The organism is Mucilaginibacter sp. P2_D11 (assembly GCF_056404435.1).
In genome coordinates this window covers 93,997-117,472 of record NZ_JBFUEA010000003.1, presented here as the reverse complement: position 1 = coordinate 117,472, position 23,476 = coordinate 93,997, and the positions used below count along the sequence as shown (strand labels likewise).

General features: G+C 47.5%; 23 protein-coding genes. 9 read left to right on the top strand and 14 right to left on the bottom strand.

The features are described from left to right. Positions 1-48: 48 nt before the first annotated feature. From nusA to AC1DXC_RS05335, 4 genes are all read right to left on the bottom strand, one after another. The gene (gene nusA, locus AC1DXC_RS05350; RefSeq protein WP_133235950.1) at positions 49-1,284 is read right to left on the bottom strand and encodes a transcription termination factor NusA; all 1,236 of its coding nucleotides are present in this window, start codon (positions 1,282-1,284) and stop codon (positions 49-51) included. Positions 1,285-1,288: 4 nt separating this feature from the next. Then, positions 1,289-1,753, bottom strand: coding sequence for a ribosome assembly cofactor RimP (gene rimP / locus AC1DXC_RS05345; RefSeq protein ID WP_477458106.1), 465 nt, complete (start codon positions 1,751-1,753; stop codon positions 1,289-1,291). Between the two features lie 116 nt (positions 1,754-1,869). Further along, positions 1,870-2,289, bottom strand: coding sequence for a hypothetical protein (locus AC1DXC_RS05340; protein ID WP_477458105.1), 420 nt, complete (start codon positions 2,287-2,289; stop codon positions 1,870-1,872). A 187-nt stretch (positions 2,290-2,476) separates the two neighbouring features. Continuing rightward, positions 2,477-2,632, bottom strand: coding sequence for a hypothetical protein (locus AC1DXC_RS05335; RefSeq protein ID WP_477458104.1), 156 nt, complete (start codon positions 2,630-2,632; stop codon positions 2,477-2,479). A gap of 215 nt (positions 2,633-2,847) precedes the next feature. Between AC1DXC_RS05335 and AC1DXC_RS05330 the strand changes: the two genes are divergently transcribed. Then, entirely contained in the window at positions 2,848-3,867 is a 1,020-nt protein-coding gene (locus AC1DXC_RS05330; protein WP_477458103.1) for a phosphotransferase, read from the top strand. On the opposite strand, the gene AC1DXC_RS05325 is transcribed toward AC1DXC_RS05330, so the two are convergent. After that, on the bottom strand, positions 3,836-4,531 hold the full coding sequence (locus AC1DXC_RS05325) for a glycosyltransferase family 2 protein (RefSeq protein ID WP_477458102.1): 696 nt from the start codon (positions 4,529-4,531) through the stop codon (positions 3,836-3,838). The genes AC1DXC_RS05330 and AC1DXC_RS05325 overlap by 32 nt on opposite strands. Positions 4,532-4,635: 104 nt before the next feature. Between AC1DXC_RS05325 and AC1DXC_RS05320 the strand changes: the two genes are divergently transcribed. Together AC1DXC_RS05320 and AC1DXC_RS05315 are read left to right on the top strand one after the other, a co-directional pair. Then, entirely contained in the window at positions 4,636-5,775 is a 1,140-nt protein-coding gene (locus tag AC1DXC_RS05320) for a glycosyltransferase family 9 protein (protein ID WP_477458101.1), read from the top strand. A 59-nt stretch (positions 5,776-5,834) separates the two neighbouring features. Beyond that, a complete protein-coding gene (locus tag AC1DXC_RS05315) occupies positions 5,835-7,670 on the top strand; it encodes an ABC transporter ATP-binding protein (protein WP_477458100.1) in 1,836 nt (611 codons plus the stop codon). Between the two features lie 2 nt (positions 7,671-7,672). Here AC1DXC_RS05315 and AC1DXC_RS05310 read toward each other — a convergent pair whose 3' ends face one another. From AC1DXC_RS05310 to AC1DXC_RS05300, 3 genes are all read right to left on the bottom strand, one after another. Beyond that, complete coding sequence (locus tag AC1DXC_RS05310; RefSeq protein ID WP_477458099.1) at positions 7,673-8,485, bottom strand: class I SAM-dependent methyltransferase; 813 nt, start codon at positions 8,483-8,485, stop codon at positions 7,673-7,675. Positions 8,486-8,488: 3 nt separating this feature from the next. Next, positions 8,489-9,340, bottom strand: coding sequence for a hypothetical protein (locus AC1DXC_RS05305; protein ID WP_477458098.1), 852 nt, complete (start codon positions 9,338-9,340; stop codon positions 8,489-8,491). 100 nt (positions 9,341-9,440) lie between these two features. Next, positions 9,441-10,133, bottom strand: coding sequence for a porin family protein (locus AC1DXC_RS05300; RefSeq protein WP_477458097.1), 693 nt, complete (start codon positions 10,131-10,133; stop codon positions 9,441-9,443). 320 nt (positions 10,134-10,453) lie between these two features. Between AC1DXC_RS05300 and AC1DXC_RS05295 the strand changes: the two genes are divergently transcribed. Beyond that, a complete protein-coding gene (locus AC1DXC_RS05295; protein ID WP_477458096.1) occupies positions 10,454-12,175 on the top strand; it encodes a glycoside hydrolase family 3 protein in 1,722 nt (573 codons plus the stop codon). A gap of 58 nt (positions 12,176-12,233) precedes the next feature. On the opposite strand, the gene AC1DXC_RS05290 is transcribed toward AC1DXC_RS05295, so the two are convergent. After that, positions 12,234-13,820: a S41 family peptidase gene (locus tag AC1DXC_RS05290; protein ID WP_477458095.1), complete on the bottom strand. Its 1,587-nt coding sequence runs from the start codon at positions 13,818-13,820 to the stop codon at positions 12,234-12,236. 242 nt (positions 13,821-14,062) lie between these two features. Between AC1DXC_RS05290 and murQ the strand changes: the two genes are divergently transcribed. The 4 genes from murQ to AC1DXC_RS05270 all read left to right on the top strand — a co-directional run bounded on the left by murQ (position 14,063) and on the right by AC1DXC_RS05270 (position 17,153). Continuing rightward, positions 14,063-14,869 carry an N-acetylmuramic acid 6-phosphate etherase gene (murQ, locus tag AC1DXC_RS05285; RefSeq protein ID WP_477458094.1) on the top strand — a complete coding sequence of 269 codons (807 nt, stop codon included), beginning with the start codon at positions 14,063-14,065 and terminating at the stop codon, positions 14,867-14,869. Positions 14,870-15,046: 177 nt separating this feature from the next. Beyond that, positions 15,047-15,613 carry a hypothetical protein gene (locus AC1DXC_RS05280; RefSeq protein WP_477458093.1) on the top strand — a complete coding sequence of 189 codons (567 nt, stop codon included), beginning with the start codon at positions 15,047-15,049 and terminating at the stop codon, positions 15,611-15,613. 184 nt (positions 15,614-15,797) lie between these two features. Then, complete coding sequence (locus AC1DXC_RS05275; protein WP_477458092.1) at positions 15,798-16,325, top strand: hypothetical protein; 528 nt, start codon at positions 15,798-15,800, stop codon at positions 16,323-16,325. 96 nt (positions 16,326-16,421) lie between these two features. Further along, positions 16,422-17,153: a Bax inhibitor-1/YccA family protein gene (locus AC1DXC_RS05270; RefSeq protein WP_477458091.1), complete on the top strand. Its 732-nt coding sequence runs from the start codon at positions 16,422-16,424 to the stop codon at positions 17,151-17,153. 181 nt (positions 17,154-17,334) lie between these two features. Here AC1DXC_RS05270 and AC1DXC_RS05265 read toward each other — a convergent pair whose 3' ends face one another. Continuing rightward, positions 17,335-17,859, bottom strand: a complete 525-nt coding sequence (locus AC1DXC_RS05265; RefSeq protein WP_477458090.1) for a YfiT family bacillithiol transferase — start codon at positions 17,857-17,859, stop codon at positions 17,335-17,337. A gap of 91 nt (positions 17,860-17,950) precedes the next feature. Here AC1DXC_RS05265 and AC1DXC_RS05260 point away from each other — a divergent pair, with 91 nt between their 5' ends. Then, positions 17,951-19,777: an FAD-dependent oxidoreductase gene (locus AC1DXC_RS05260; RefSeq protein ID WP_477458089.1), complete on the top strand. Its 1,827-nt coding sequence runs from the start codon at positions 17,951-17,953 to the stop codon at positions 19,775-19,777. A 100-nt stretch (positions 19,778-19,877) separates the two neighbouring features. Here the strand turns inward: AC1DXC_RS05260 and AC1DXC_RS05255 are convergent, their stop codons facing one another. From AC1DXC_RS05255 to AC1DXC_RS05240, 4 genes are read right to left on the bottom strand one after another with little or no spacing between them, the layout of a single operon-like run. Beyond that, positions 19,878-20,423, bottom strand: a complete 546-nt coding sequence (locus AC1DXC_RS05255) for a hypothetical protein (RefSeq protein WP_477458088.1) — start codon at positions 20,421-20,423, stop codon at positions 19,878-19,880. Positions 20,424-20,438: 15 nt separating this feature from the next. Further along, positions 20,439-21,491 (bottom strand): glycosyltransferase family 4 protein, encoded by a 1,053-nt coding sequence (locus tag AC1DXC_RS05250; protein ID WP_477458087.1) that lies wholly within the window; start codon positions 21,489-21,491, stop codon positions 20,439-20,441. Further along, positions 21,488-22,456, bottom strand: a complete 969-nt coding sequence (locus AC1DXC_RS05245) for a glycosyltransferase family 9 protein (protein ID WP_477458086.1) — start codon at positions 22,454-22,456, stop codon at positions 21,488-21,490. Before AC1DXC_RS05245 ends, AC1DXC_RS05250 begins: the two co-directional genes overlap by 4 nt. 39 nt (positions 22,457-22,495) lie before the next feature. Next, positions 22,496-23,473, bottom strand: coding sequence for a glycosyl transferase family 90 (locus tag AC1DXC_RS05240; RefSeq protein ID WP_477458085.1), 978 nt, complete (start codon positions 23,471-23,473; stop codon positions 22,496-22,498). Positions 23,474-23,476 lie beyond the last annotated feature (3 nt).

Genomic DNA, 23,476 nt, shown 5'->3' with positions numbered 1-23,476 from the left:
TCTGCTCTAATTATCGCAAAAATACGATTTTAATTTTGCTTATTCTGTTTATTCAAACTCTGCCTGCAGAATTGATAACACATCTTTTACGGTTTCTTCTTCCAAATCGGTACGTTTTACCAATTCGCCAACAGAAAGCGCCAGTACCGATTTTGCCGTATCTAAGCCTATACGCTTAAATTCGTCAAGTATCCAGCTATCAATTTCATCCGAGAATTCTTCGATATCCACATCCTCGTCGTGCTCGTCGGCCTCGCGGTAAACGTCAATTTCATAACCTGTCAATTTACCTGCCAGTTTAATGTTATGGCCACCACGACCTATCGCAAGCGATACCTGATCGGGCTTTAAGTACACTGCTGCTGTCTTCTTCTCATCATCTAATTTAATAGAGGTGATTTTGGCGGGCGATAAAGCACGCTGTATATAAAGCTGCAGGTTATTGGTATAGTTGATAACGTCGATGTTCTCGTTCTTCAGTTCGCGTACGATACCGTGGATACGTGATCCTTTCATACCTACGCAGGCACCCACCGGATCGATACGATCATCGTAACTTTCTACGGCAACTTTCGCCCTTTCGCCCGGTTCGCGTACGATTTTCTTGATGGTGATCAAACCGTCGAATATCTCCGGCACTTCCATCTCGAACAAACGCTGTAAAAACTCCGGCGCGGTGCGCGATATGATAATTTTCGGGTTGCTGTTCAGCATATCAACCTTGCTGATGATGGCACGTACGCTATCGCCTTTTTTGAAGTAATCGGCAGGTATCTGCTCGGTCTTAGGCAATAAAAGCTCGTTGCCTTCATCATCCAAAACCAAAGTTTCTTTTTTCCAAACCTGGTAAACTTCGCCGGTTACTATTTCGCCAACGCGGTCTTTATATTTCTTGAAGATTTCGTCTTTCTCTAATTCGAGGATTTTAGATACCAAAGTTTGGCGGGCGGCCAAAATAGCGCGGCGGCCAAAGCTCTCTAAGGTAATCTGTTCAATCTGCTCATCACCAACTTCCAAATCCGCATCAAATGCTTTAGCTTCCAGCAATTCAACCTCCAGGTCGTCGTCTTCGCTAAAACCATCTTCAACCACAACACGCGTGCGCCAGATCTCTAAGTCACCATTGTCGGTGTTTACAATTACGTCGCAGTTTTCGTCGGTGCCGTATTTTTTCCTGATCATGCTTCTGAAAACGTCTTCCAGTACGCTCATCATGGTTGGGCGATCGATGTTCTTGAAATCTTTAAATTCCTGAAAAGAATCAATTAAATTAATATTGCTCATTTTCTTACTTGAATGATATTAAAACCTTTGTTTCTGTTATTTTATCTGTAGGGATGGTGCTTTCAACAGTCACAGCCTTTTTCCCTTTTTCTTTTATTGTTTCTTCTATTACAATGTTGCCTTCGCCTATGCTCAGCAATTTGCCTTCGCGCTTTGCGCCATCATCCATTTTTATGCCCAGCGTGCGGCCAATGTTTTTGGTGAACTGCCTTGGCAAGGTAAGCGGGGTATCGATGCCCGGCGAAGATACTTCTAAATTGTATGCCTGTTCAATCACGTTCTCCTCTTCCAGGTGGAAACCCACGTGCCTGCTTATGGCTGCACAATCGGCAATGCCTATGCCATTATCCCCATCTACCAACACAATCAGCTTGCCGTTAGAATGCATCTTTGCCTCCACCAAAAACAGGTGCGGCATATCGGCAATTTTCTCTTCAACCAGCTCTGTTACTCTCTTTTCAATATTCATTATCGGTTCGGCTTATCTGAAATGATAATTTGATTGATAAAATAAAAGAGGGGACTAAAGCCCCCTCTTTTTTTAATTCGGACACAAATGTACGAATTTTTTTCTATTCCAAATGCTTATTGCTTAAAAATCAAATCGGTAAATTGGGTTTGCCCGGGGCGCAGCTGTCCGCGCAGGTAATCAGTAGCCTTTTTTCCTTTATCGAAATGGAACCACCGCACGAAATACGTTTGCCCTTTTACGAAGGGCGTATCGGGCGTAAAAACCACTACGCTATCGGCCAGCTGGTATTTGCCGGGCTGTATGGGCTGATAGCTCAACAGATCCGAATCGGCAGGCATGCGGTAAACCGGCACCACCGCTTGCCAGCCGTTGCCTATAGTATCGCGGCTTATCTCGCCCGCTACGGCCGGGTCGAAGCCCTTGAATTGTAGGGATTGTTTATTGGGCGTTAAAGATATGCTAACGTTGTTGCGCTGCGGTTTGGGGCTGCAGGAGAAGAGGAAAAGGAGGAGGAAAGCAAGATAGATTTTCATGGCAAACAAATATACAAATACATAAGGGGATGCAGATGCTTCAATGCCCCGTTAGGGGCTACAGCTTTGTAGTAGTAGCAAAATCATGATAAAATAAATTGCGCCGTTAGGTGCCATCCAACCGGCGAAGGATAGCACCTAACGGCGCACAAATAATATTTAATTATTGGCTACAAAGCGGTTACCCCTAACGGGGTATAGGCCATGAAGGGGTATTATCCCAATCGTCCTTATCTATTTGTTCGCAACCCTCTTCGATATTCTTTTCAAATGCCTCGAGTTCCTCGGCACTTAAAACATTGGTGAAGTTGCACAGCTTGTTTGGTTCATTATTGGTTGCCATAAAATGAGTGCTTATACAAAGATATTATATAATTCCTTAAGTAGTATCTGACGCTAGTCAAGCTTGATAAATCCGTTAGTTCCACCCTCATACCCATTGGGTTAACGCCCATCCCCTCAATATATTTCGCCTAAAAATTTATAGTTCCCTTCCGAATAAAAAGCAAGAACCCGCTTATATATTTGGTCATAAACTCACCATTAAACCTTGATTTTATGATTCCTGAAGCAAAGAAAACAACCCTCGCCCATGCCTTGCAAACCACATTCGGCGTAAGTGATTTGGAAGCCATTATGCCATTGAACGCCGGGCTTTCCACTGCGCTGGTATTCAAAATAACGGTGCAGGGTAATCCCTACCTGCTCAAGATCATCACCCGCACCGATGCCATGGCCGACCCGACCACCCAATATACCTGCACGCGCGCTGCTGCCGAAATAGGCATTGCCCCGAAGGTTTGGTACGCCAACGTGGGCGACCGTATCTCTATCACGGATTTTGTGGATGCGAAGCCCTTCCCTATCGATAAGGCAAGGTTAATGGTACCTGCCCTGCTTAGCCGACTACATGCCATACCCGCCCTGCCCTATCGCATCAATTACCTGGATATAGTAGATGGTTTCGTGCAAAAATTCCGCGATGCGAAGATTTTGCCTGCGGGTTTGACGGAGGATTTGTTTGCCCAATACGCCAGGCTCCGCAGCATTTACCCCCGCGATACCAGCGATTGGGTAAGCTGCCATAACGACCTCAAACCCGAGAACATTTTGTTCGATGGGGAACGGCCCTTGCTGGTAGATTGGGAAGCCATCTTTTTAAACGACCCGTATTTCGACCTGGCAATGGTAGCTAATTTCGTGGTTGCGGGTTTTGAGGAGGAGCGGGAATACCTCAAACAATATTTCGGCCAGGAGCCCGCTCCTTACCAGCATGCCCGTTTCTTTTTGATGCGGCAGCTAGCGCATACTTCTTACTTTACGTTTTTTATGAGGCTTGTACATGAAGCCGGCACAACTATTAATCCGGATGACGAACGCCCGGATTTCGGGGAATTCAACAACCGTATGTGGATCGGCGGCGTAGATTTAAACGATACGGGCGCACGCCTGCAATATGCATGGGCGCATATGGAACAATTAAAGCGCAATTTTGCGTCGGAACGTTTTGAGGAAGCTTTGGAGACAGTAGCGCAGCAAAGCGCCATCACTTCCGCAGCCTCTCCTTCAGCAACCTGAACCGGTACCGCAGCCATATTTTCAAGCCGAAGTTTTTCAGTATGAGGCCCGATCTATCTTGCTCGAATGCGGCATCGATAGCATGGGACGATAAGCCTTCGTGGCTGTAGTTAGCTATGATATAATCGCGGTATTCAAAATTATACCCCTTGCCGAAGCATTGCATATTGAAGACCCAGTCGGCAAAAACGCGGTAGCCGGTGTCGTACCCAGCCGATTTGAAAACCGATGCGGGGTAGATTATGGATTGATGATAGATGCCCACCTTGGCCATGTGATAGGCACTTACCCGGCCCGCCCGTTTAATGCCTTTATGCATTACGTTGGCGTAATAAATGGCATTAGGGTCTTTCAATTCGGCGGCAAAATCTGAAAAGGCAGGCAGCAGCACATCATCCGAACCCAAAAAATATACCCACTGCCCGGTGATGTGTCGCAAGGCTTTGTTCATGGCATCATAGATACCTTTATCGGGTTCGCTTAGCCAAAAGGTGATGCGGGTGGCATTGGCTTTTAAGATTTCCTGTGTGCCATCGGTACTGTTGCCGTCGATAATAACCAGCTCAATATTGGGGTAGCTCTGCGCATAGATGCTATCCAGGCAGGCCTGCAGGGTGGCTGCGGCATTATAGGTAACTACGATGATGCTGAGTTTATGATTCAATGGCTTGTTATAATCCTGTTATATTTGCCCGTGGCTATTCCTTGCGCAAAGTAAAATATTTAAGCCGTAAAAGCAGGCATGGCAGAAACAATCCATATTCATTAATGGCCCAAAACAGGAATCTATTCAGGCTTAGCCGCTTTATCTTACTAAAGCTGCCCTACCTTTTCCGTTTTTTGGGGATGTTGAGGTCTGCACCCGGCAAGCGGCTGCTCATTGTAAAAGCCGATGCCATCGGCGATTATATCCTGTTCCGCAATTTTATAGCGAAGGTGAAATGCTCACCAAAGTATAAGGACTGCGAGATAGACCTGCTGGGCAACAAAGCCTGGGAAAGCCTGGCAATGGCTTACGATAGGCAACACCTCAACGGTACTTATTTCATCAGTCCCAATAAAATCGCTTACCAGCCAGGCGCCTTGCTCAAGTTGGGCTGGGCTTTGTTCAAACGCAATTATGCGGTGGTGCTTAACCCATCCAGCACGCGCACCTTTATCCCCGATGGGTTGGCCGGACTTACCGCCGCCAGGCAAATCATCGGCTTCGAAAGCGATTTTGAGGGCATGCCGGCGAAGTACAAAATCAAAACCGATAAATTTTATACCACGAAATTGCGCCTGCCAGCCGGTGTTTACCACGAATTCCATCGCAATAGTTTCTATTTCGAACAGGTGCTGGAGCAGTCGATAAGTTTATCAAAGCCCCTGCTGCCTGCACAGCTACAATCACGCAGCGGCATCATCATCTTTCCCGGCGCAGGCGAAAAGAAACGGGGCTGGGAACTGGAGAAATTCGCAGAACTCATCAAACGCATCCGCCTTCATTCCAGTGAGTCCATCTATATTGCCGGCGGGCCGGATGAGGCAACAGCCAACGCCTACATCTGTCAGGAAGCATCGTCAACCGGCGTAATTGACATTACGGGGACGACGACCTTGCCGCAATTAATAGAGAAAATTTCCGTATCTACCTTAGTAATCGCCAACGACAGCAGTGCCATCCATATGGCCGTAGCCACCGGCACGCCATCCGTTTGCATTACGGGTGGCGGGCATTTCGACAGGTTTGTGCCTTACCCGGCCGATATCCCCGGCGGCCCCGCCTGCGCCTACCATAAAATGGACTGCTACTATTGCAACTGGATATGCAAATACCAAACCGCCCCTAACGAGCGTTTCCCTTGCATCAATGCCGTAACCGTTGATATGGCATGGCAAGCAGTACTACCCTTGCTACAGCCCTGAATTGCACCATACGGCTAATTAGCTAATTACTGCTAACTTTGCGCCTCTATTTTATTTTAATGAAGACCTATTTTCGTCTGCTTTCTTTTGCCAAACCAATCGGGAAATTTGCTGTACCCTACTTTATATGTACTTTACTTTATGTTGTTTTTAGCACCAGCGTACTAGTTTTACTAGGGCCCTTACTCAATACCCTTTTTGATACCAGCACCGATGTAAAACACATCGCGGCCGTAGTTTTAAAAAAACCATCGATATTAGACCTTGCCGGTTGGTTTAAATATTACCTGCAATACTTCCTAACCGCGTACGACCGCTGGACAGCACTGAAATTCGTATGTGCAGTAATTGTAGTGTCGGTATTTTTGGGTAACCTGTTCCGTTACTTTTCGCAGCGGATAATGGAAAATCTGCGCGTGTACACCTTACTAAATTTGCGCCGCGCTGTTTTCAATAATGTGATGAACCTGCACATGGCTTATTTTAACAACGAGCGTAAAGGGAACATCATTACCAAGGTATCGTCGGATGTGCAGGTTGTGCAATTTTCGGTAACGGCAACCCTGCAGGTAGTGTTTAAAGAACCGTTGCAGCTTATCGGTTTCCTGGTAGCCCTGTTCGCCATATCTGTTAAACTTACTTTAATATCCTTGCTGGTTTTGCCAATCGCCGGTTTTATCATATCGCGGATAGTAAAACGACTAAAGGCGCAAGCCATTGCCGGCCAGGAATCGTACAGTAATATGATTAGTTATCTTGATGAGGCCCTGTCGGGAATTAAAATCGTAAAAGCATTCAACGCAACTGATTTTATAAAGGAACGGTTCGACGACGAGAACAAACGTTATTCAAAAATAACAAAGGCCATTGCCAAACGCCAGCAGATGGCTTCGCCGGTATCCGAATCCCTATCGATTACCATGGTGGCTTTCATCATGCTTTACGGCGGCTATATGATTTTCCATCACGATTCTGCACTAACAGCGGCACAATTTATTACGTATATCGCCCTGTTTTCGCAACTGCAAAGGCCCGTGAAAGCACTTACAGATGCGTTCAGTAATATCCATTCGGGTATAGCAGCCGGCGAGCGCGTGCTGGATCTGATAGACGAAAAACCCGAAGTTACCGATGCTAAAAATGCCGTGGCTTTAAACGGGTTTAATGATGCTATTCAATTCGAGAACCTGACTTTCGCCTACCAGGAAAGACAAGTTTTATCCAATGTAAACATCACCATCCCCAAAGGGAAATCGGTAGCGCTGGTTGGCCCATCGGGTGGTGGAAAATCTACCATGATGGATCTGATACCCCGCTTTATGGACCCGCAGGAGGGCCGCATTACGGTAGATGGCGAAGACATCAAAAACGTTACCGCACATTCGCTGCGCGCCTTAATGGGCGTGGTGAACCAGGAATCGCTGCTGTTTAACGATACCATTTACAACAACATCGCCTTCGGTAAAAAAGATGTGCAGCCCGGCGAGGTAGAAGCCGCCGCGCGCATAGCCAATGCTCATAACTTTATCCTGGAGACGGACCATGGCTACAACACCAACGTGGGCGACAGGGGTGCCAAGCTATCCGGCGGCCAAAGGCAGCGCATTTGCATAGCCCGTGCGGTGTTGAACAACCCGCCCATTATGCTGTTAGACGAAGCTACCTCGGCACTGGATACAGAATCGGAAAAACTGGTGCAGGATGCCTTGAACAACCTGATGAAGAACCGTACATCGCTCATCATAGCCCATCGTTTAAGCACCATCCAAAATGCCGATAAGATCATTGTTTTAGAAAGCGGCAAGGTGATAGAAGAAGGCACACATACCGAATTGCTGCAAAACAACGGCCTGTACCGCAAGCTGATAGATATGCAAACTTTTAACGCCGATTAGAACTATTTGCCGTTCAGCTTATCTTTAATGTATTGCCAGTCGGGCAGGGTAAGGCTGTCGCGTTTGCCGTATAGTTTCTCTTCCGCTTTTTTAACGAACTTTTTGGCTTTGCGTATCAGGAATGGGTCGCGCAGCTGGGCCAGCGGATTAATACCAAAGGGCTTTTTACTGAACAGGTGGATGAACTTACCGTCGCTGTAAAAGTTATAGCCAAGTTGCTCCGCTATATAGCCAAGCGATTCGATATTGTAAAAAGCCACGTGCTGCCCGGTTTCGGTAGAAAGGTAAGGCCAGGTTTGCAAATTTGTGCCCTCATCCTGCAACTCGGTGGTAAAAAACAGGGTATCGGCATAACTCATTATCTCCTTAATGCCTTCTATAGGATCGGGCAGATGCTCAAAAACCTCAAAGGCAGTCACAGCCTCGAATTTGGTGCCCGCAGGCAATCCTTTCAAATCGAAATACTCCGCAAAAATATTGTCGCAAAACTTATCGGTATTGTAAAACCGGTAACCCTTATCGCGCATGAGACGGGTGAACAGGCCATAGCCCCCGGCATAATCCAAAAACAAGCCCTTGCTATCGAAATGCGAGCCGATGATCTTGCGGAAGGCATCGGCCAGATGGATATTACGCGATACCAGCCCCACATCCAACTTCGTGATGGTGGATGCGTAGGCTTCTTGCAGCCAGTGTGGTTCTTCGGTTTGTACAAAGCCGGTTTGGTTGCAGCGGTAGTATTTCACATCGTGCTTGTTAAGCACTTTTGCCGTAAATAAAAGCGTTGTTTCGCCACCTGTAATTTTGCTTTGCATAAGCTATTTGCTGAATATTTTCCGGTTCATCCGGTAGTTGTTCCTTAACGAAAAATAGATGAATTTGGCATACCGGCCCATATAAAAACGCGCCAGCACGGGTTTATAGGAGCCCTGAAAATGCAGCAGCGCCATATCCTGCGTTTTGCCCGATTTTAGGTAGCAGGTAATCTTATCACCCTGTATCTGTAAATATTTGCGCCCCGCAAAGTGTTTAAACTCATCGTCTTCACACAAAAGGGTAGAGAGGTTATGATCTATACCCAGCGGGAATTGGGTGGAATTTGAATTGATATAAGGCACTTTGTTGGCTTGTATCCAAAGGTAAATCAGGTTCATATCCGATATGCAGAAACCAGGGTACTTTGCCGATTGCGCCTCGTAATAGTTTTTGAGGAAGCCGGTCTCTTGCTCGGTCTTATAAACCGTGAGCATGAACTGTATAAAGTTCATGAGCAATGCCCTATCCCAAAAAGTGCAATGCGGCGATATCTGCCCCACGGAGCCGTTCTGGTCGAAACCTTCGCTGCCCACGAATGCGCCATTAAATTGGTAACCCTGCACATCTCTGAAAGCCTGGGTGATGTAGACGTCGGTATCCGTCAGCAAAAAAGGCTCATCGTTATCAACCATGGAAGCGATAGCAAAATAACGGGCAAAACAGGCTATCTCAAATTCGGGCGGGTTTGTACTGTAATGCACATAGGCATCATTAAACTCTTTAAAAAGCTTGTTGCCTTCCAGTTGGGCATTATTGCTGAGGGTGACGTTGAAGCCCAGCGATGTTACCTTATCCATATATGGCTTGAGGAAATTTACCGCCCGGGTTTCGAATAGGTGTATGTTTTGAGGCATATGTTAATTTCAAAATTACGATAAAAACTAAACGTGGAAGAACAAAAAAGGCCGCCCTGATTAAAAGGCGGCCCGTTTTTATATAATTGAGGCGGTAATATTACTGGAACTTAAACCCTAAGCCGATCTGGAAAACCTGGTTGCGGTAGTCGGGGATGGCGGCGTTATTGTCGCCACGGTTCTGGTTAAAATCGAGCGCGTAGCGGAAACGGAGTTCGGCATTTCGGTTAAGGTCGAAACCCACGCCGATTACGCCCGATAAGTAGCTTTTATCGCGCAGGCCATCGTAATTATCACGATAGATGGTGCTGAAGCCGTCGTCGTAGGTGTTGCGTGTAGAAGTCTGGAACGTCAACTGCGGACCAACCACAATGTTGAAGCCACGCGTTACGCGCAATTTGGCTAACAGCGGGATATCAATAAAATTGGTGTGCTGGCGGAAAGTGCCGTCTGGCGTCTCGGCTTTGTAGCCTTTTTGCGAAAACAAAAACTCGGGCGCAAAAGAAAGCGGGTAAGCGATAGGCACCTCGAAGGTTAAGCCAACGTGCGCACCGGCTACGCTGCTGGTGCTGAAATCGGCGTTGTAGGCATCAACCGTATTGCTGATGTTGAGGCCGCCTGCAATACCTACTTTGGGTTTGTACCAATCATCTTGCTGGCGGTAGCGCTGCGGTTGGCCCTGGCGCGGTAAATGCCTTACTATGCGGCGCGGGTAACGGCGGGGGCCATCCTGCGCATCGGCCGAAGCTGCTATGGTAAGCAGGCCAATAGCTAAAAAGAGTAATTTTTTCATAGTTTTTAATTGCTTTGAATACCATGGGGCCGAAGGCATTTATCCCCCAGCTTTGGCATGTATTGTTGTTTTTTTATATTTCATAGAGCGATTTTTTTCGTCAAGGTTTATTTTGTGTTGCGAGAAAATAGTGGCTGGACGGTTTTGTATCGTGTTTTTTACAGGAGGCCGTCTGAACTCGAATTTTAAGGAATTAACGAATTCACAGAATGGGAACAACAAAACAATGCGATGCACAATGCGTTGGGTACTTTGTCTTTTAATTCTGTCAATTCTTAAATTCTGTAAATTCTGATTCAGATACCTACATTTACATTGCCATGCAGCTAAAAAAATACCTTACTTTCACGCTATTACTCTCCGCTATTTTATTTGCCGATTGTGCCTTTGCGCAAACGCCCCAATTAATCGATGCCCTATCGCGGCAAAATCAATGGGTAGATTCTGTTTACAATAAGATGAACCGGCGCAAGCGCGTTGGGCAGCTTTTTTTTGTGAGGGCGCATACCAATCGCGGGCAGGCCTATTCAGATTCGGTGAGGAAGGTTATCAAGAAACAGCACATCGGCGGGCTGGTGTTTTTCCAGGGCGGACCGGGCAGGCAGGCTATTTTGGTGAACCAATACCAAAAAGTTGCCAAGGTACCTTTGCTTATAGCCATGGATGGCGAGTGGGGACTGGGCATGCGGCTGGATTCTACCATCTCCTACCCTTACCAAATGGCCTTAGGTGCCATACAGGATAATACGCTCATTTATAAAATGGGGCAGATGGTGGCTTACGATTTCAAACGGCTGGGTGTACATATCAATTTCGCGCCCGATTTTGATGTGAACAACAACCCCAATAACCCGGTTATCAATTACCGCTCCTTCGGCGATAATAAATACAACGTGGCGCGCAAAGGCATAGCCTACGCTAAAGGCATGCAGGATGCCGGCCTCATCGCCATAGCCAAGCACTTCCCCGGCCATGGCGATACCAATGTAGATTCGCACTTCGATTTACCCTTGCTGCCCTTTACCCGCGAGAGGCTCGATTCTTTGGAACTATACCCTTTCCGCGAAGCGGTAAATGCCGGTATAGGCGGCGTAATGATAGCCCATATGAGCATCCCCGCGCTGGATACCACCAAAAACCTACCCTCTACCTTGTCTAAACCCATCATCACCGGTCTGCTGAAAGATTCGCTGGCTTTTAAAGGACTGGTTGCCTCGGATGCTATGGAAATGAAAGGCGTAACCAAATACTTCCCCAAAGGCGAGGCCGACCTAATGGCATTCCTGGCGGGTATGGATTTAATTGAGCTATCCGAAGATTCTAAAAACGCAGCCAAGCTGATACGCAAGGCAGTGCGCAAAAAACAGATAGACCCTGCCGAATTCGAGGCGAAAGTGAAAAAGATACTAGCCGCCAAGTACTGGGCCGGACTGAATAATTACACCCCGGTAGTAACCGATGGCCTGCTGGCCGACCTTAACCGCCCTGCAGCCACCCAACTGGTGCAACAGCTAAGCGATGCCGCCGTAACCCTTATACAGGGCGACAGCCGCATGTTGAAGCAGGATACCAGCAAGAAAACAGCCATCATCAGCATCGGCGTAACGGAGCAAACCGTTTTTCAGCAGGAATTGGTTAAGCATTACCCTAACAGCACGCTGTTTTTGGTTGGCAAAAACACCGCGGTGCCAGATCTGAACAAGCTATTGGCATCGCTTAAGCAATACGACCAGGTATTTGTGGGCATACATGACACCCGCATACGCCCTGCCAGCAAGCTGGATTATAGCAGCGACGTAAAACTGCTGATAGCCGACCTGGCCGCAAAACCCAATTCGGTCATCAGCGTTTTTGCCAATGCCTACGCCATTGCAGGGCTGCCGGGAATTGAAAAGGCCGGTGCTATACTGGTATGTTACCAAAAAGATGATGCTATGCAGCGCGCAGCCGTAAAAGCCATCAGCGGGCAAATCAAACCAACGGGCAAGCTCCCCGTAAGCGTAAATACTTTTTACACAACGGGTGCGGGAGCAAGCCTATAATTTATATTGGATTATTAAGATAATGTTTTCTGATGGCGCCGCTGCGCGATAGAACTGATTACTCCTCCAACGCTCTTTTAAACGTGCTGTCGTTTTGGTTGATTACGCGGTAGAAGGCGCTGTTACCCCATTTAAAGCGGGCCGCATGGGCCTTCAACAACGTTTTTATCAATGCAGTAGACTGATGCAACTCGCGCGGGTCAATTTGCTCTAAGGATTTGGCCACGTATTGGATAAAGGCATCGTACTCGGCATTGCCGGGCTGGTAATTGTTGAAGAAGCTGTCTTCGGTGGAGTACTTGTTAAGCGTGGTCCGCATCCTATCGATAATGTAAGCGGTAAACAGCTGCTTGTCGCTTATATCCGCCAAAAGGCGCGTGGCTTGGGTAGTATCGGCAGCAACAAAAACATCAGGCATGATGCCGCCCGAACTGAACACCTTGCGCCCGTTACTGGTATGGAATGTTAAGGCACCAACAAAAGCACTATCGGCCAGGCTATTGCCGGCAGAGAGCAGTTCGCCTTTGCGCACCCGGTTAGCCAGTTCGTTACGGTAGCTTTGCACGCCGTTCTTATAAGATTTCTGTATAGACCGGCCCGAAGGGGTGTAATACCGCGCTACGGTTAAATTCACCGCCGTGCCATCCCCAAAGGGGAATTGTTGCTGCACTAAACCCTTACCGAACGAGCGCCTGCCTACGATAGTAGCCCGGTCCAGGTCCTGCAATGCACCTGCCAGTATCTCGCTTGCACTTGCCGAATATTCATCTATCATCACGGTCAGCTTGCCATGCTCGTAAGTGCCCGAGTCGGTAGCAAAGTAATCGGTACGGGGTTCGTGCGCGCCTTTGGTGTACACGATGAGTTTGTTTTTCGGCAAAAATTCGTCGGCCATGGCTGTGGCCGTGTTAAGGTAGCCGCCACCGTTGCCGCGCAAATCTAAAACCAGCTTTTGCATGCCATCGGCCTTTAAAGCGCTAAGGGCTCGCCTGAAATCGGCATCGGTAGTGGAGGCAAATTTGCTTATTTTGATATAGCCGGTAGTGCCGGTAAGGTAATAGGCATCCAAGCTGCTCTGGGCCACGCGGCCACGTTTTATGAGGTAATCTTTACGTTCGCCGGTATTGGTTATTACGTTGAGGGTTATCTCCGAATCCTTTTCCCCACGGAAGGTTTTGCTGATGCGGCTTTGTGTAAGCTTGGTGCCGGAGAATGGTTTGCCGTTTACGGATATTACGCGGTAGCCGGTGTTAAGCCCCGCCCTTGCCGCCGGGCCGCCGGGATACATTTGGGTGATGACCAGCGTATCGCGCAGCACCTGATATTCTACCCCGATGCCATTGAAGCCGGCACCCAAACGTTCGCTGATGTTTTGCGCCTGCTGGGCAGGCAGGTAAACGGAGTGCGGATCCAGGTTTTGCAGCATATCGTTCACGGTGATGCCCGCAATGCTGTCAATATCTACGGAGTCTACGTAGTTCTGGTTCACCAGTTCGAGCACTTTAGAAATCTTATCGTCGCTGCGCGAAAAACTGAAGCCGAGCCTGCGGCCCGAAACATTGTCTTCGCTAATAAAAATGCCAATAAGGATGCCTATCAGGAGTAAGATGATGGCCCGGAAAATAATACCCGCAGTTTGTTTCATGTAATGATGCCTGGCAAATTTAAGCAATAAGCTTTATAGCCTATAATTTATATCGTGTTTAAGCAATGGTGCTGTTATACAGCCAAAAGCCCTGTCTATAGCTTACGTATTTAATTGTTTTTCGGACTTTACCCATCTGCTTTTTCCACAAGTACCGAATATTATTTTAAGTGCCTTCGCCCTGCATCTTCTTTGCTTTGATGTTTTTTATTCAATTTTGTTAAAATTATTTTTTGCTACCCATGGAAATAACAACCGAAAGGGATTCTAAATACAACAATCTGGAGAAGATGCCCTTGCTGGATATCCTCCAAAACATCAATAACGAAGACAAAAGCGTACCCCTGGCGGTGGAAAAGGCCATGGAACAGATAGAAGACCTGGCCACTATCGTAACCGAAAAGATGCGCATAGGCGGCCGCCTGTTCTACATCGGCGCGGGCACCAGCGGCAGGCTGGGCGTGGTTGATGCTTCGGAATGCCCGCCAACCTTCGGCGTGCCCCTCGATTGGGTGGTAGGTATTATTGCAGGCGGCGATAGCGCTATACGCCGCGCCGTAGAGTTTGCCGAAGACGACCGCCAGCAAGCCTGGAAAGATTTGATGGAATTTAACATTAACGAGAACGATGTGGTGGTTGGCATAGCCGCATCAGGCACCACGCCCTATGTTATCGGCGGCCTGCAAATGGCCAACGAGCATAATATTGCCACAGGTTGCATCGTATGCAATGGCAAAAGCCCGGTAGCGGCAGAGGCGCAATACCCGGTAGAAGTTATCGTTGGTCCCGAATTCGTAACCGGCAGCACCCGCATGAAAGCAGGCACCGCGCAAAAGCTAGTCTTGAATATGCTGAGCACCAGCGTAATGATACAGCTTGGCCGCGTAAAGGGTAATAAAATGGTTGATATGCAGTTAAGCAACAACAAGCTTGTACACCGCGGCACCCGTATGGTAATGGCCGAAACGGGCCTCGATGAGAAAACTGCTGCGAAGCTGCTGAAAGAGAACGGAAGCGTAAGGAAAGCGGTGGAAGCAAGTAAAAAATGATTACAGATGTGCAGATTTCAGATGTGCAGATGAGAAAATAAATGTGCAGATGTGCAAATTACAGATGTGCAAATGAAAAAATAGATAATTGAATGACTAATAAATGGTGCCGTTAACAGATAGATATGCAGGGTTAATCTGCACATCTGAAATCTGAAATCTGCACATCCGCAGCTTATGCACGAGATAGAACCATATTACAAATGGCGCGATGATTATGTAGCATCAGAAGACGAATACTCGCCTTTTTATGCTACGCAATACAACGAGTTTGAATTTGATAAACAGATATACAATTACCTGCTGCACCCGCAGTGGGATTCGTTCGGCTCCAACACGCTGTACTTGAAAGTGCTTTTTGTTGATTACGACCGGGGGTATAGTATCATAGAATTCATAGGCGAATGGAATGATGCCATCAACAACGACATTATGCTGCTGAAGCGCGAGATTCTGGAGCTTATGATAGACCAAGGCATCAATAAATTCGTGCTGATAGGCGAGAACGTGCTCAACTACCATCATTCCGACGATAGCTACTACGAGGAATGGTTCCAGGATGTGGAAGACGGCTGGATAGCGGGCGTAAACTTTCAGGACCATGTGATAAAAGAATTCAAGAACAGCAATATAGATTACTATATCAATTTTGGCGGCCAGCTCGATGAGCTGCAATGGCGCACCTTAAAACCCGTGCAGGTTTATAAAAAGGTAGAAGAGCAGCTGATGAAAAGATTGAATTGAGAAGCTGTTTAAAAATGTTTTATTTTTTCGTAGAGACGCAATATTTTGCGTCTCCCGCCATACAAAACGGATTGGCAGGATGGGATCTGCATAACGGAGACGCAAAATATTGCGTCTCTACGGGGATTCTGCACCTGGAATCAGCCTCGGTTAAAACGAATTATATTTTTAGACAGCTTCTAAGATGGGCAAACCGGTAAAAATTGCAGGCATTATATTTATCGGTTTTGTGCTGATAAGCGTCATATGTTCTTTAATGGGCTATACTTTAGTTATCCCCTTATCGCAAAACAACCTGGATAAAACAGTACCGACCTTAAAAGTCGGTCAGCAACTAAACCCATTTGCAGGTTTTGATTTTACAAAGGGCGATTGGCAAGCATATATTGTAGTTTCTCCTTCAGACCTCCCCGATCTGCATCCCTCTATTCCACATCACGGATGCATAAAAACCAGCGACAGGAAAGTTTTGATCCGCATGCAAAAGGACTGGAAGTTTAAGGCTAACGGCGGGGATATGGCCACCGTTCAAAGCACATTCTATTTGGTTAGGAACCATAAGGTGATGTTCGAATCGGGTATCGTGTTGGATAAGCAAAGGCAGGGGCTTCAAAACCCGCAATACGGCTGGATGGAACCTGTGGCTACAGCGGAAATTATAAACACTTGTAAGCAATTTAAAACGGTGTATTGGCCAATTGTATTCTTATAGCCATAAACAACAATTGTTGTTATCAAAATACAACATTCATATCGTTTGTATCGTTTCAACTTTACTATATTCGTATTAAATAAATTTAAAAATAAAATGGAAGGTAATATTCGTAATTACGTTTACGACGAAGTAAGCCACGTAGAAAACGCGGAAGCTTCGCGCAAGTTCATAGCTAATGTATTTATGTGGATGTTTGTAGCGTTAGGCATATCCGCAGTTTGCACTTATACTTTCGCATTCATCCCCGAGTTGAGTGGTATGCTGCGCAATAACATCACCGGGCAAACCAGCCTGCTGGGCTACGTGGTGATGTTTGCACCGCTTATTTTTATACTGGTGGCAAGGTTTACCTTCAGCAAGCTTAGTTTCGCATCGCTGGCCATTATATTCATTGCTTTTTCTGCAGTGATGGGCATCAGCTTAAGCTATATCTTCTACGTTTATTCTATAGGCACCATATCAACTACATTCATTACCTCCTCAATTGTATTTGGCGTAATGGCAGTAGGAGGCTACATCACCCATCAGGATCTGACCAAATTCGGCTCTATCCTCATCATGCTGTTGGTGGGCATTATCGTAGCCACGTTGCTTAATGTATTGATATTCCACAGCGGTGCGTTCAATTTGCTAATCAGCTACATCGGCGTGGCCGTATTCGTGGGCTTAACCGCTTACGACGTGCAGAAACTGAAACGCATTGGCGCAGAAATGGATGGCGATGCTTCGGCAGGTAAAGTGGCTATCATGGGTGCCTTAACCCTTTACCTCGATTTCGTGAACCTGTTCTTGTTTCTGTTACGCATATTTGGCAACAGACGGTAAAAGAATTACCCTGTTAGACTTTGAAAGAGCCGCCTTGTGCGGCTTTTTTTGTTTGAGAGGAGTGAAATCGTAAGAAACGCTTTGCGCCCTTTGTGAAAAATCTTTGCGCCCTTTGTGGTAAAATTTAAACACAAAGGGCACTGAGAAGACACAAAGTTCACGGAGATAAGATTATAGACCTCTAAAACCGTTTTATCGTCTCCGTTAAATGCGCCAGGTGGTGCCTGCTGTGCCAGGCGTAAACGGCCAAAGCTTTTTTAAGCGTAATAGTCTCGCCCGATGCCGGGTGGTAAAAAGTCATATCCCATTGTTCTTCGGTAAAGCTCTCGAACAAGGCTACCATATGCATGTGTATACCCTCCAGCATCCTTAACGATGGTTCTACGGGCATGCGGTAATCGGGCAGCAGGGCCCAGTCACCCTCTTCATAGGGCTTTATGGTGGGATTATCTTCGGTAAGGGCCAGCTTGAAACGGGTGAGCGAATTCATGTGGCTATCGGCCAGGTGGTGCACAACCTGGCGCAGTGTCCAGCCGCCGGTGCGGTATTGGGTGTCGAGTTGCCGGTCGGCAAGGGGCATGATTGCGTTGCGTACTTTGCCGGGCAGGTTACGTATCTCGCTTATCCATTTACGTTTATCTTCGGGGATATAGGAAAGAGGGGCTACGAATTTGCCTACGGGGTAACGCATCTGCTCGTCTGTCATGGTTGATGAAATTTAGTTTTGGGCAATAATAATTTGATGCATCCATAAGGATTTGCCCTAAATTAGCGTTTTGTACTTGTTTTGTAAACTGATGATAAAAAAATTATTAACGCTGCTCTTCGTACTAGCCTCTGCCACCACCTTTGCCGATACTATTAAAACCGATGTGCTGGTTGTTGGCGGCGGTGCCAGCGGCGTAGCGGCTGCCATACAAAGCGCGCGCAGCAACGTAAAAACAATACTGATAGAGCAAGGGCCCTGGTTGGGTGGCAGCATGACGGCAGGCGGCATGTGCATACTGGAAGCCAACCGCAACCTGCCCAACGGTTTTTACGGCGAATTTAGGGAACGTATCAAGAACTTTTACAAGGTGAGATTAGGTTACGATACCACCTTCAACGCCGTGCTCAACTTCGAGCCATCGGTTGGGGCATCTATCCTCAAAAAACTGACCGATACCGTCAAAAACCTCACCGTGCGGTTAAGCACTCCCTTCACCAGCATTAAAAAGGACGGCACGGGCTGGGAGGTAAGCATTACCGTAAACGGCAAAACCGATGTGATAAAGGCCAAAGCTGTTGTGGATGCCACCGAATTTGGCGACGTAGCCACCATGGCGGGAGCCCTGTTCAATACCGGTTTCGATAGCCGCAAGGAAACCGGCGAGGTGCTGGCGCCGGATAATGCGACCAACCAGATACAGGACATCAGCATGATTGCCATACTGAAGGATTACGGCCGAACGGCCGACAAAACTATTGCCCGCCCCGAGGGCTATGAGCCATCGTTATATGCCTGCCTCAAGAAAATCGACATTAAAAGGATGCTGAAGGCCGGGGCGCTCATCAACGATAAATTCATGATGAACTGGAACGACTGTGCCAACCAGTACTCCGTAACCTCAGACGACCTCTCGCCCGAAAAACGCGGCGAAACCTTCCGCAAGGCCCGCCTGCATACTTTAGGAGCGATCTACTACCTGCAAACCGAACTGGGCTACAGGAACATAGGCCTTGCCGATGAGTTCCCCACGCGCGACCACCTGCCGCTGATCCCCTACATCCGCGAAAACAAACGCGCCTATGGCGAAGTGCGCATGGTGCTTGATGATATTTACACACCTTATGACCGGGGCTCGCGCCTGTACCGTACCTCAATAGGCATTGGCGATGCCCTGCCTGGCCAACACTACATCGTACCCGGTGCGCCAAAGATAAAGTACCCGCCTTTCCCGCCGTACTCGGTGCCGCTGGGTGCCATTGTGGTAAAAGATGCCGTGAATCTGTTTGTAACGGAGAAGGCGATGTCGGTAACGCATTTGGTAAACGGCAGCATAACCGACCCGGCCGTGCAGATGGCGCTGGGGCAGGGCGTGGGCGCTTCTGCGGCCTGGTGTGCGTTCTTCGGCAAAACGACAAAGGAACTGGATGTGCGCAAGATACAGGACGAGGTGCTCATTTACGGCGGCTCGGTAATGCCCTTTAGCGACATCCCAAAATCAGACCCGGCCTACCGCGCCGTACAACAAGTGGGTTGTACGGGCATGCTAAAAGGTTTTCGCACGGTAACCGGCACTACGGCACAAATGCTGTTTAAACCCGATACCACCGTTTATACAGATGAAGTAAAACCGTACCTGAACGAGATATACACCCGCTCGTTTTTGTGGTTCAACAAAACGCAGCCGGGCGATGACTTTACAGTGGGCAACCTGTTATCCTACATCAGCGAGATGTCGCTCACCGACCCGGAAACGCTGGAACGCATTATGCGCGCCAACTGGAAAAGCAAGTACAACTTCACCGTTGCCTTCGACACCAAACGCCCGGTTACCCGCCGCGAATTTGTAGTGCTGGCCAATAAGTACCTCAATCCCTTTGCACGCAAGGTAGATTTGGCGGGGAAGATGATTAATTAGGGTTGGAGAGTAGCGGCTGGAGATTAGGGGTTAGGGCAAAAACGCACTCTTTGCTATCGTGAGTGATTCCATATGGGCTCCCGCATACTGAAGTTATGTATTATCTGTCTTCAACCTCATGGCCCAGTTCGGCGAAGAACTTCTTTAATAAAACATAAACTTTAGCATCTGCATTTATTTCAGAAAACAATCTCGTACCCATATATTGGCAACCAAGGCAAATATTCAATGTAGAAATGATGCGCCCGTCGCTATCATAAAATACGATGGCATCCCTGTATACCGGGGCACACATCCATGCGGGTACATCAACAGGTTCTATACTCAAAATGCCAATTAATTCGTCAACTTTATTTTCTGTCCGTTTAAACGTATATGTCTTTATGCTTGAAGGGTGAAAGCCGCCATCGGCATTAATTAAATATTGGGTGGTGTTTAAAATGTATAACAACTTATACCTTTCTTCCTGTTCCCCGGTAAGTACATGTTTTGCTTTTCGGGCTTGCAATGCAAAATATTCCTTTGTGGTCGCGGCGCGGTAAGCTTCAAATTCAAGTCCCCGTTGAAAAGAATAGGTTTCGATGTAATCAAACTTTAATTGCTTGATATAATCAGGAGAGTTGGTGTATGTATATAAGCCTGCCATTGATGTTTTAATTAATTACCTAATACATTCTGCATATAGCGCAAGATACTGCCGGGCGGTATCATCCCAATTGTATTTGGCGGCGTGAGCAATGGCCTTTTCGGCACCGTTATTTTGGTGGAAGTGCCGCATCCCGTCTGTAAAAACCTGCCGCATCGCCTCTGCGTCGAAACTCTCGAAATAATAGGCTGCATCGCCTGCAACCTCGGGCAGGGATGTATAATCGGAGCAGAAAACCGGTTTGCCAAAATGCATGGCTTCTATCACCGGCAGGCCAAAACCCTCGGCTATGGATGGGAAAACAAAGGCCTCGCAATTGCTGTAATACCAGGCTTTATCCGCTTCGCTTATGGGGCCGGTAATCCGTACCCTATCTGCGACACCATGCTTCATTGCCGCTGCTACAATCTCTGCTTCGTAAGGCGTTTTAATGCCCGCTATCACCAGTTCCATATCGTTCCTGGCAAGCAGGGCGGGCAGCACGGCAAAGTTCTTTTTTGCCGATACGATGCCGATGGCAAACAAAAAGGGCTTCTTTGGAACGCACACCGGGCTATGCCCGGGCGTTGTTTGCAGCTTATCGGCCCCGTTGTATATCACGCTTAGTTTATCTTTAATCTCCGGGAAATACTTCAGCACATCGTTGGCGGCGAACTGCGATATAGCTACCACCCTATCGCAATGCCTAATATGCTCCCCTAGCTTTTTGAGGTAATAAGCCTCAGCTTTGCTGCCCGGCGCTTCGTGCACGGGGTTGATATCGTGTATGGTGAGTATTTTTTTGCCTTGCACTTTGGCAGGGGCCAAACGAGGTAGTTGGTCGGTAAAGTGGAACAGCTCGATTTTCGCCGTATTGAAATAAAACAGCTTATGGTATTTGCGCAAGCGTATTATTGGGACCTCGTCGCCATCGAACTCCGTAGTTTTGGGATGCAGGAAAAAGTTCAGGTGGAACCGATTATCATTATTCCGCAGCAACGCCCGCCCCAAACTTTTCCCAAAATGGAACAACCCGGTATTGGGGTACCGCATCGAATCAAAAGCAACTAATACCTTCGGCTTACTCATATCCATCCGTCAATTTTAGCGGCAACCGCATCCACAGTAATATCGTCCAAACCCTCGCCTGTGCTTTCCAGATATTCGGCTTGCGGGCCTAAAGGCCCCCAGCGTTGGGCTTTCATGGGCCTTACGCCCGGGTACAAACCCAAAGCGCGCACCCCCGTGGCTGCTGCAATATGCAAAGGCCCGGTGCTTGCGGCCAACAGGCCATCGGCTTTAGCTATAAAGGCAATCAGCTCGTCCAGGCTCATTTGCCCGGTTACATCGTTTACGTTTGCAGGTAGCGTGGCAATCCATGGCGCGAGCAGGGCCTGCTCTTTATCCGAGCCTGTTATAAAGATGTTGAACTTATCTGCATCCAACGCCTCGGCCAGTGCTTTGAATTTATCCAGCCCCCACTCCATAGCGCTGCCATGCGATTTGGGGTGTAGTATCAGGTTGAATTTATCTTTAGCCAGCAAGTTTTGCAAAGGGGTGGGCAGTGTAATTGTCGGCGCGAAATGATTATTGCTGATGATATCCGCCAGCGATGGCACGGCGGCAAAGCCCAGTGGCTTCAACAGGGCCAGATTTAATTGCGCCTCGTGCAGGTCAGATTTTTTGCGACTTAGCCTTACCAGCTTATTGCAGGTATGCCAATGGAAGAGCCGGTTTGTGGTACCTATCCGGATGTTGATGCCCGCCTGTTTGGCTAATGCTGCAACGTGTTTATTGGGGAACACATGGATAATAGCATCAATGTTCTTATCGCGCAAAAAAGCCTGTTGCTCTTTATCGCCTAAATTTAAAAGCGCCGTATAATCTATAAACTCGCCAACAAAAGGATTGCATTTGATAACCGGCCCCGTATAGGCACGCCCAAGGAACGATATCCTGGCCTGCGGATACAGCTGCTTTAGGTAAGCGGCCACAGGCAAGGTAAGTATCACATCGCCAATGGCATCGGTACGGCTGATGAGCAGGTGCTTCAATTTGTTTTATAGCTTAAAAACAGTTAAAATTATTACATTTCAGGCATTGTCCTTTACCTGGCCGGTGTACTTAAAATACTTTTGCAATACCAGCAAAGCTATTAAGCGCTCTCGTTTTTTATTTAAAAACTGCTTAACGTATTGGTTGGCGTTGCCGATGATTTTCTCCGCTTCGGCGGGATGATTCAAATAATATTTAAGCTTTTCTTCCAGGTCTGTATAATCGTCTTTTATGGCAATGTAATGGTAGCCGGGTATCAGCCGCCCCTCCATAAACCAGGTTTCGTACTTAGGTGTGGGCATTACCGCAACCGAGTTTGACGACATAATCCACTTTAAATTGGTGGCCACATCGTTCCCTTCCAGGCTCAGGATAAACTTATAGTTTAAGTGTTCTGCTATGCTGATTTTGGGCATAAACCACTCCATATTGCCCCCCGTCTTATTCACCTGGCCCAAATTGCACAGCGGGTGGCCAAAGTACATTTCCATAAAGCGGGTACGGTGGGGTTGAGTCATCACCCCGCGGCCTATCAGTAAATCCTTTTTCTCCGCAAACGGCAGGCTGTCTTTCACAAAAACAAAATGCCGCCTTTTATCCAGGTTCAGCAGTATGGCGTTGGTATTATTGCCCCCTACCGGCCTGCTTTTCTGTATAGATGGCACGGCCGCTACATGAGTTACATCGCCGAAAAGGAAATTCGCCCGCAAAGTTTTATCGAAATACCGCGTATATTTATAGGTGTCGAAATTGTACGCTTTGGGGCTTTTAAACATCTGCATGTCTTTTAAACAAATTGTCCCGCTGCCTTCAACCTGCGTAGGCGTGCTGAGTTTGTTGTAATAATTAACTCTGTCCAATACCGCCGCATCGTATTTATCAATCTCCTGAAGCCTTTCCCGAAGGTTTTTTTCGTACAGCACCGCCGGGACCGCCTGCCTCAGGATGTTTTTTGCATAGTAAAAAACAGTCGCTTTTTTTAATTTGCCAATAAACGATAGCCCGTTAGCCTTCATTCC

What these genes read in the sequence shown, in the direction of transcription:
- nusA (WP_133235950.1), bottom strand. Translation starts at nt 1,284, where the DNA reads ATGAGCAATATTAATTTAATTGATTCTTTTCAGGAATTTAAAGATTTC.
- rimP (WP_477458106.1), bottom strand. Translation starts at nt 1,753, where the DNA reads ATGAATATTGAAAAGAGAGTAACAGAGCTGGTTGAAGAGAAAATTGCC.
- AC1DXC_RS05340 (WP_477458105.1), bottom strand. Translation starts at nt 2,289, where the DNA reads ATGAAAATCTATCTTGCTTTCCTCCTCCTTTTCCTCTTCTCCTGCAGC.
- AC1DXC_RS05335 (WP_477458104.1), bottom strand. Translation starts at nt 2,632, where the DNA reads ATGGCAACCAATAATGAACCAAACAAGCTGTGCAACTTCACCAATGTT.
- AC1DXC_RS05330 (WP_477458103.1), top strand. Translation starts at nt 2,848, where the DNA reads ATGATTCCTGAAGCAAAGAAAACAACCCTCGCCCATGCCTTGCAAACC.
- AC1DXC_RS05320 (WP_477458101.1), top strand. Translation starts at nt 4,636, where the DNA reads ATGGCCCAAAACAGGAATCTATTCAGGCTTAGCCGCTTTATCTTACTA.
- AC1DXC_RS05315 (WP_477458100.1), top strand. Translation starts at nt 5,835, where the DNA reads ATGAAGACCTATTTTCGTCTGCTTTCTTTTGCCAAACCAATCGGGAAA.
- AC1DXC_RS05310 (WP_477458099.1), bottom strand. Translation starts at nt 8,485, where the DNA reads ATGCAAAGCAAAATTACAGGTGGCGAAACAACGCTTTTATTTACGGCA.
- AC1DXC_RS05305 (WP_477458098.1), bottom strand. Translation starts at nt 9,340, where the DNA reads ATGCCTCAAAACATACACCTATTCGAAACCCGGGCGGTAAATTTCCTC.
- AC1DXC_RS05300 (WP_477458097.1), bottom strand. Translation starts at nt 10,133, where the DNA reads ATGAAAAAATTACTCTTTTTAGCTATTGGCCTGCTTACCATAGCAGCT.
- AC1DXC_RS05295 (WP_477458096.1), top strand. Translation starts at nt 10,454, where the DNA reads ATGCAGCTAAAAAAATACCTTACTTTCACGCTATTACTCTCCGCTATT.
- AC1DXC_RS05290 (WP_477458095.1), bottom strand. Translation starts at nt 13,820, where the DNA reads ATGAAACAAACTGCGGGTATTATTTTCCGGGCCATCATCTTACTCCTG.
- murQ (WP_477458094.1), top strand. Translation starts at nt 14,063, where the DNA reads ATGGAAATAACAACCGAAAGGGATTCTAAATACAACAATCTGGAGAAG.
- AC1DXC_RS05280 (WP_477458093.1), top strand. Translation starts at nt 15,047, where the DNA reads ATGCACGAGATAGAACCATATTACAAATGGCGCGATGATTATGTAGCA.
- AC1DXC_RS05275 (WP_477458092.1), top strand. Translation starts at nt 15,798, where the DNA reads ATGGGCAAACCGGTAAAAATTGCAGGCATTATATTTATCGGTTTTGTG.
- AC1DXC_RS05270 (WP_477458091.1), top strand. Translation starts at nt 16,422, where the DNA reads ATGGAAGGTAATATTCGTAATTACGTTTACGACGAAGTAAGCCACGTA.
- AC1DXC_RS05265 (WP_477458090.1), bottom strand. Translation starts at nt 17,859, where the DNA reads ATGACAGACGAGCAGATGCGTTACCCCGTAGGCAAATTCGTAGCCCCT.
- AC1DXC_RS05260 (WP_477458089.1), top strand. Translation starts at nt 17,951, where the DNA reads ATGATAAAAAAATTATTAACGCTGCTCTTCGTACTAGCCTCTGCCACC.
- AC1DXC_RS05255 (WP_477458088.1), bottom strand. Translation starts at nt 20,423, where the DNA reads ATGGCAGGCTTATATACATACACCAACTCTCCTGATTATATCAAGCAA.
- AC1DXC_RS05250 (WP_477458087.1), bottom strand. Translation starts at nt 21,491, where the DNA reads ATGAGTAAGCCGAAGGTATTAGTTGCTTTTGATTCGATGCGGTACCCC.
- AC1DXC_RS05240 (WP_477458085.1), bottom strand. Translation starts at nt 23,473, where the DNA reads ATGAAGGCTAACGGGCTATCGTTTATTGGCAAATTAAAAAAAGCGACT.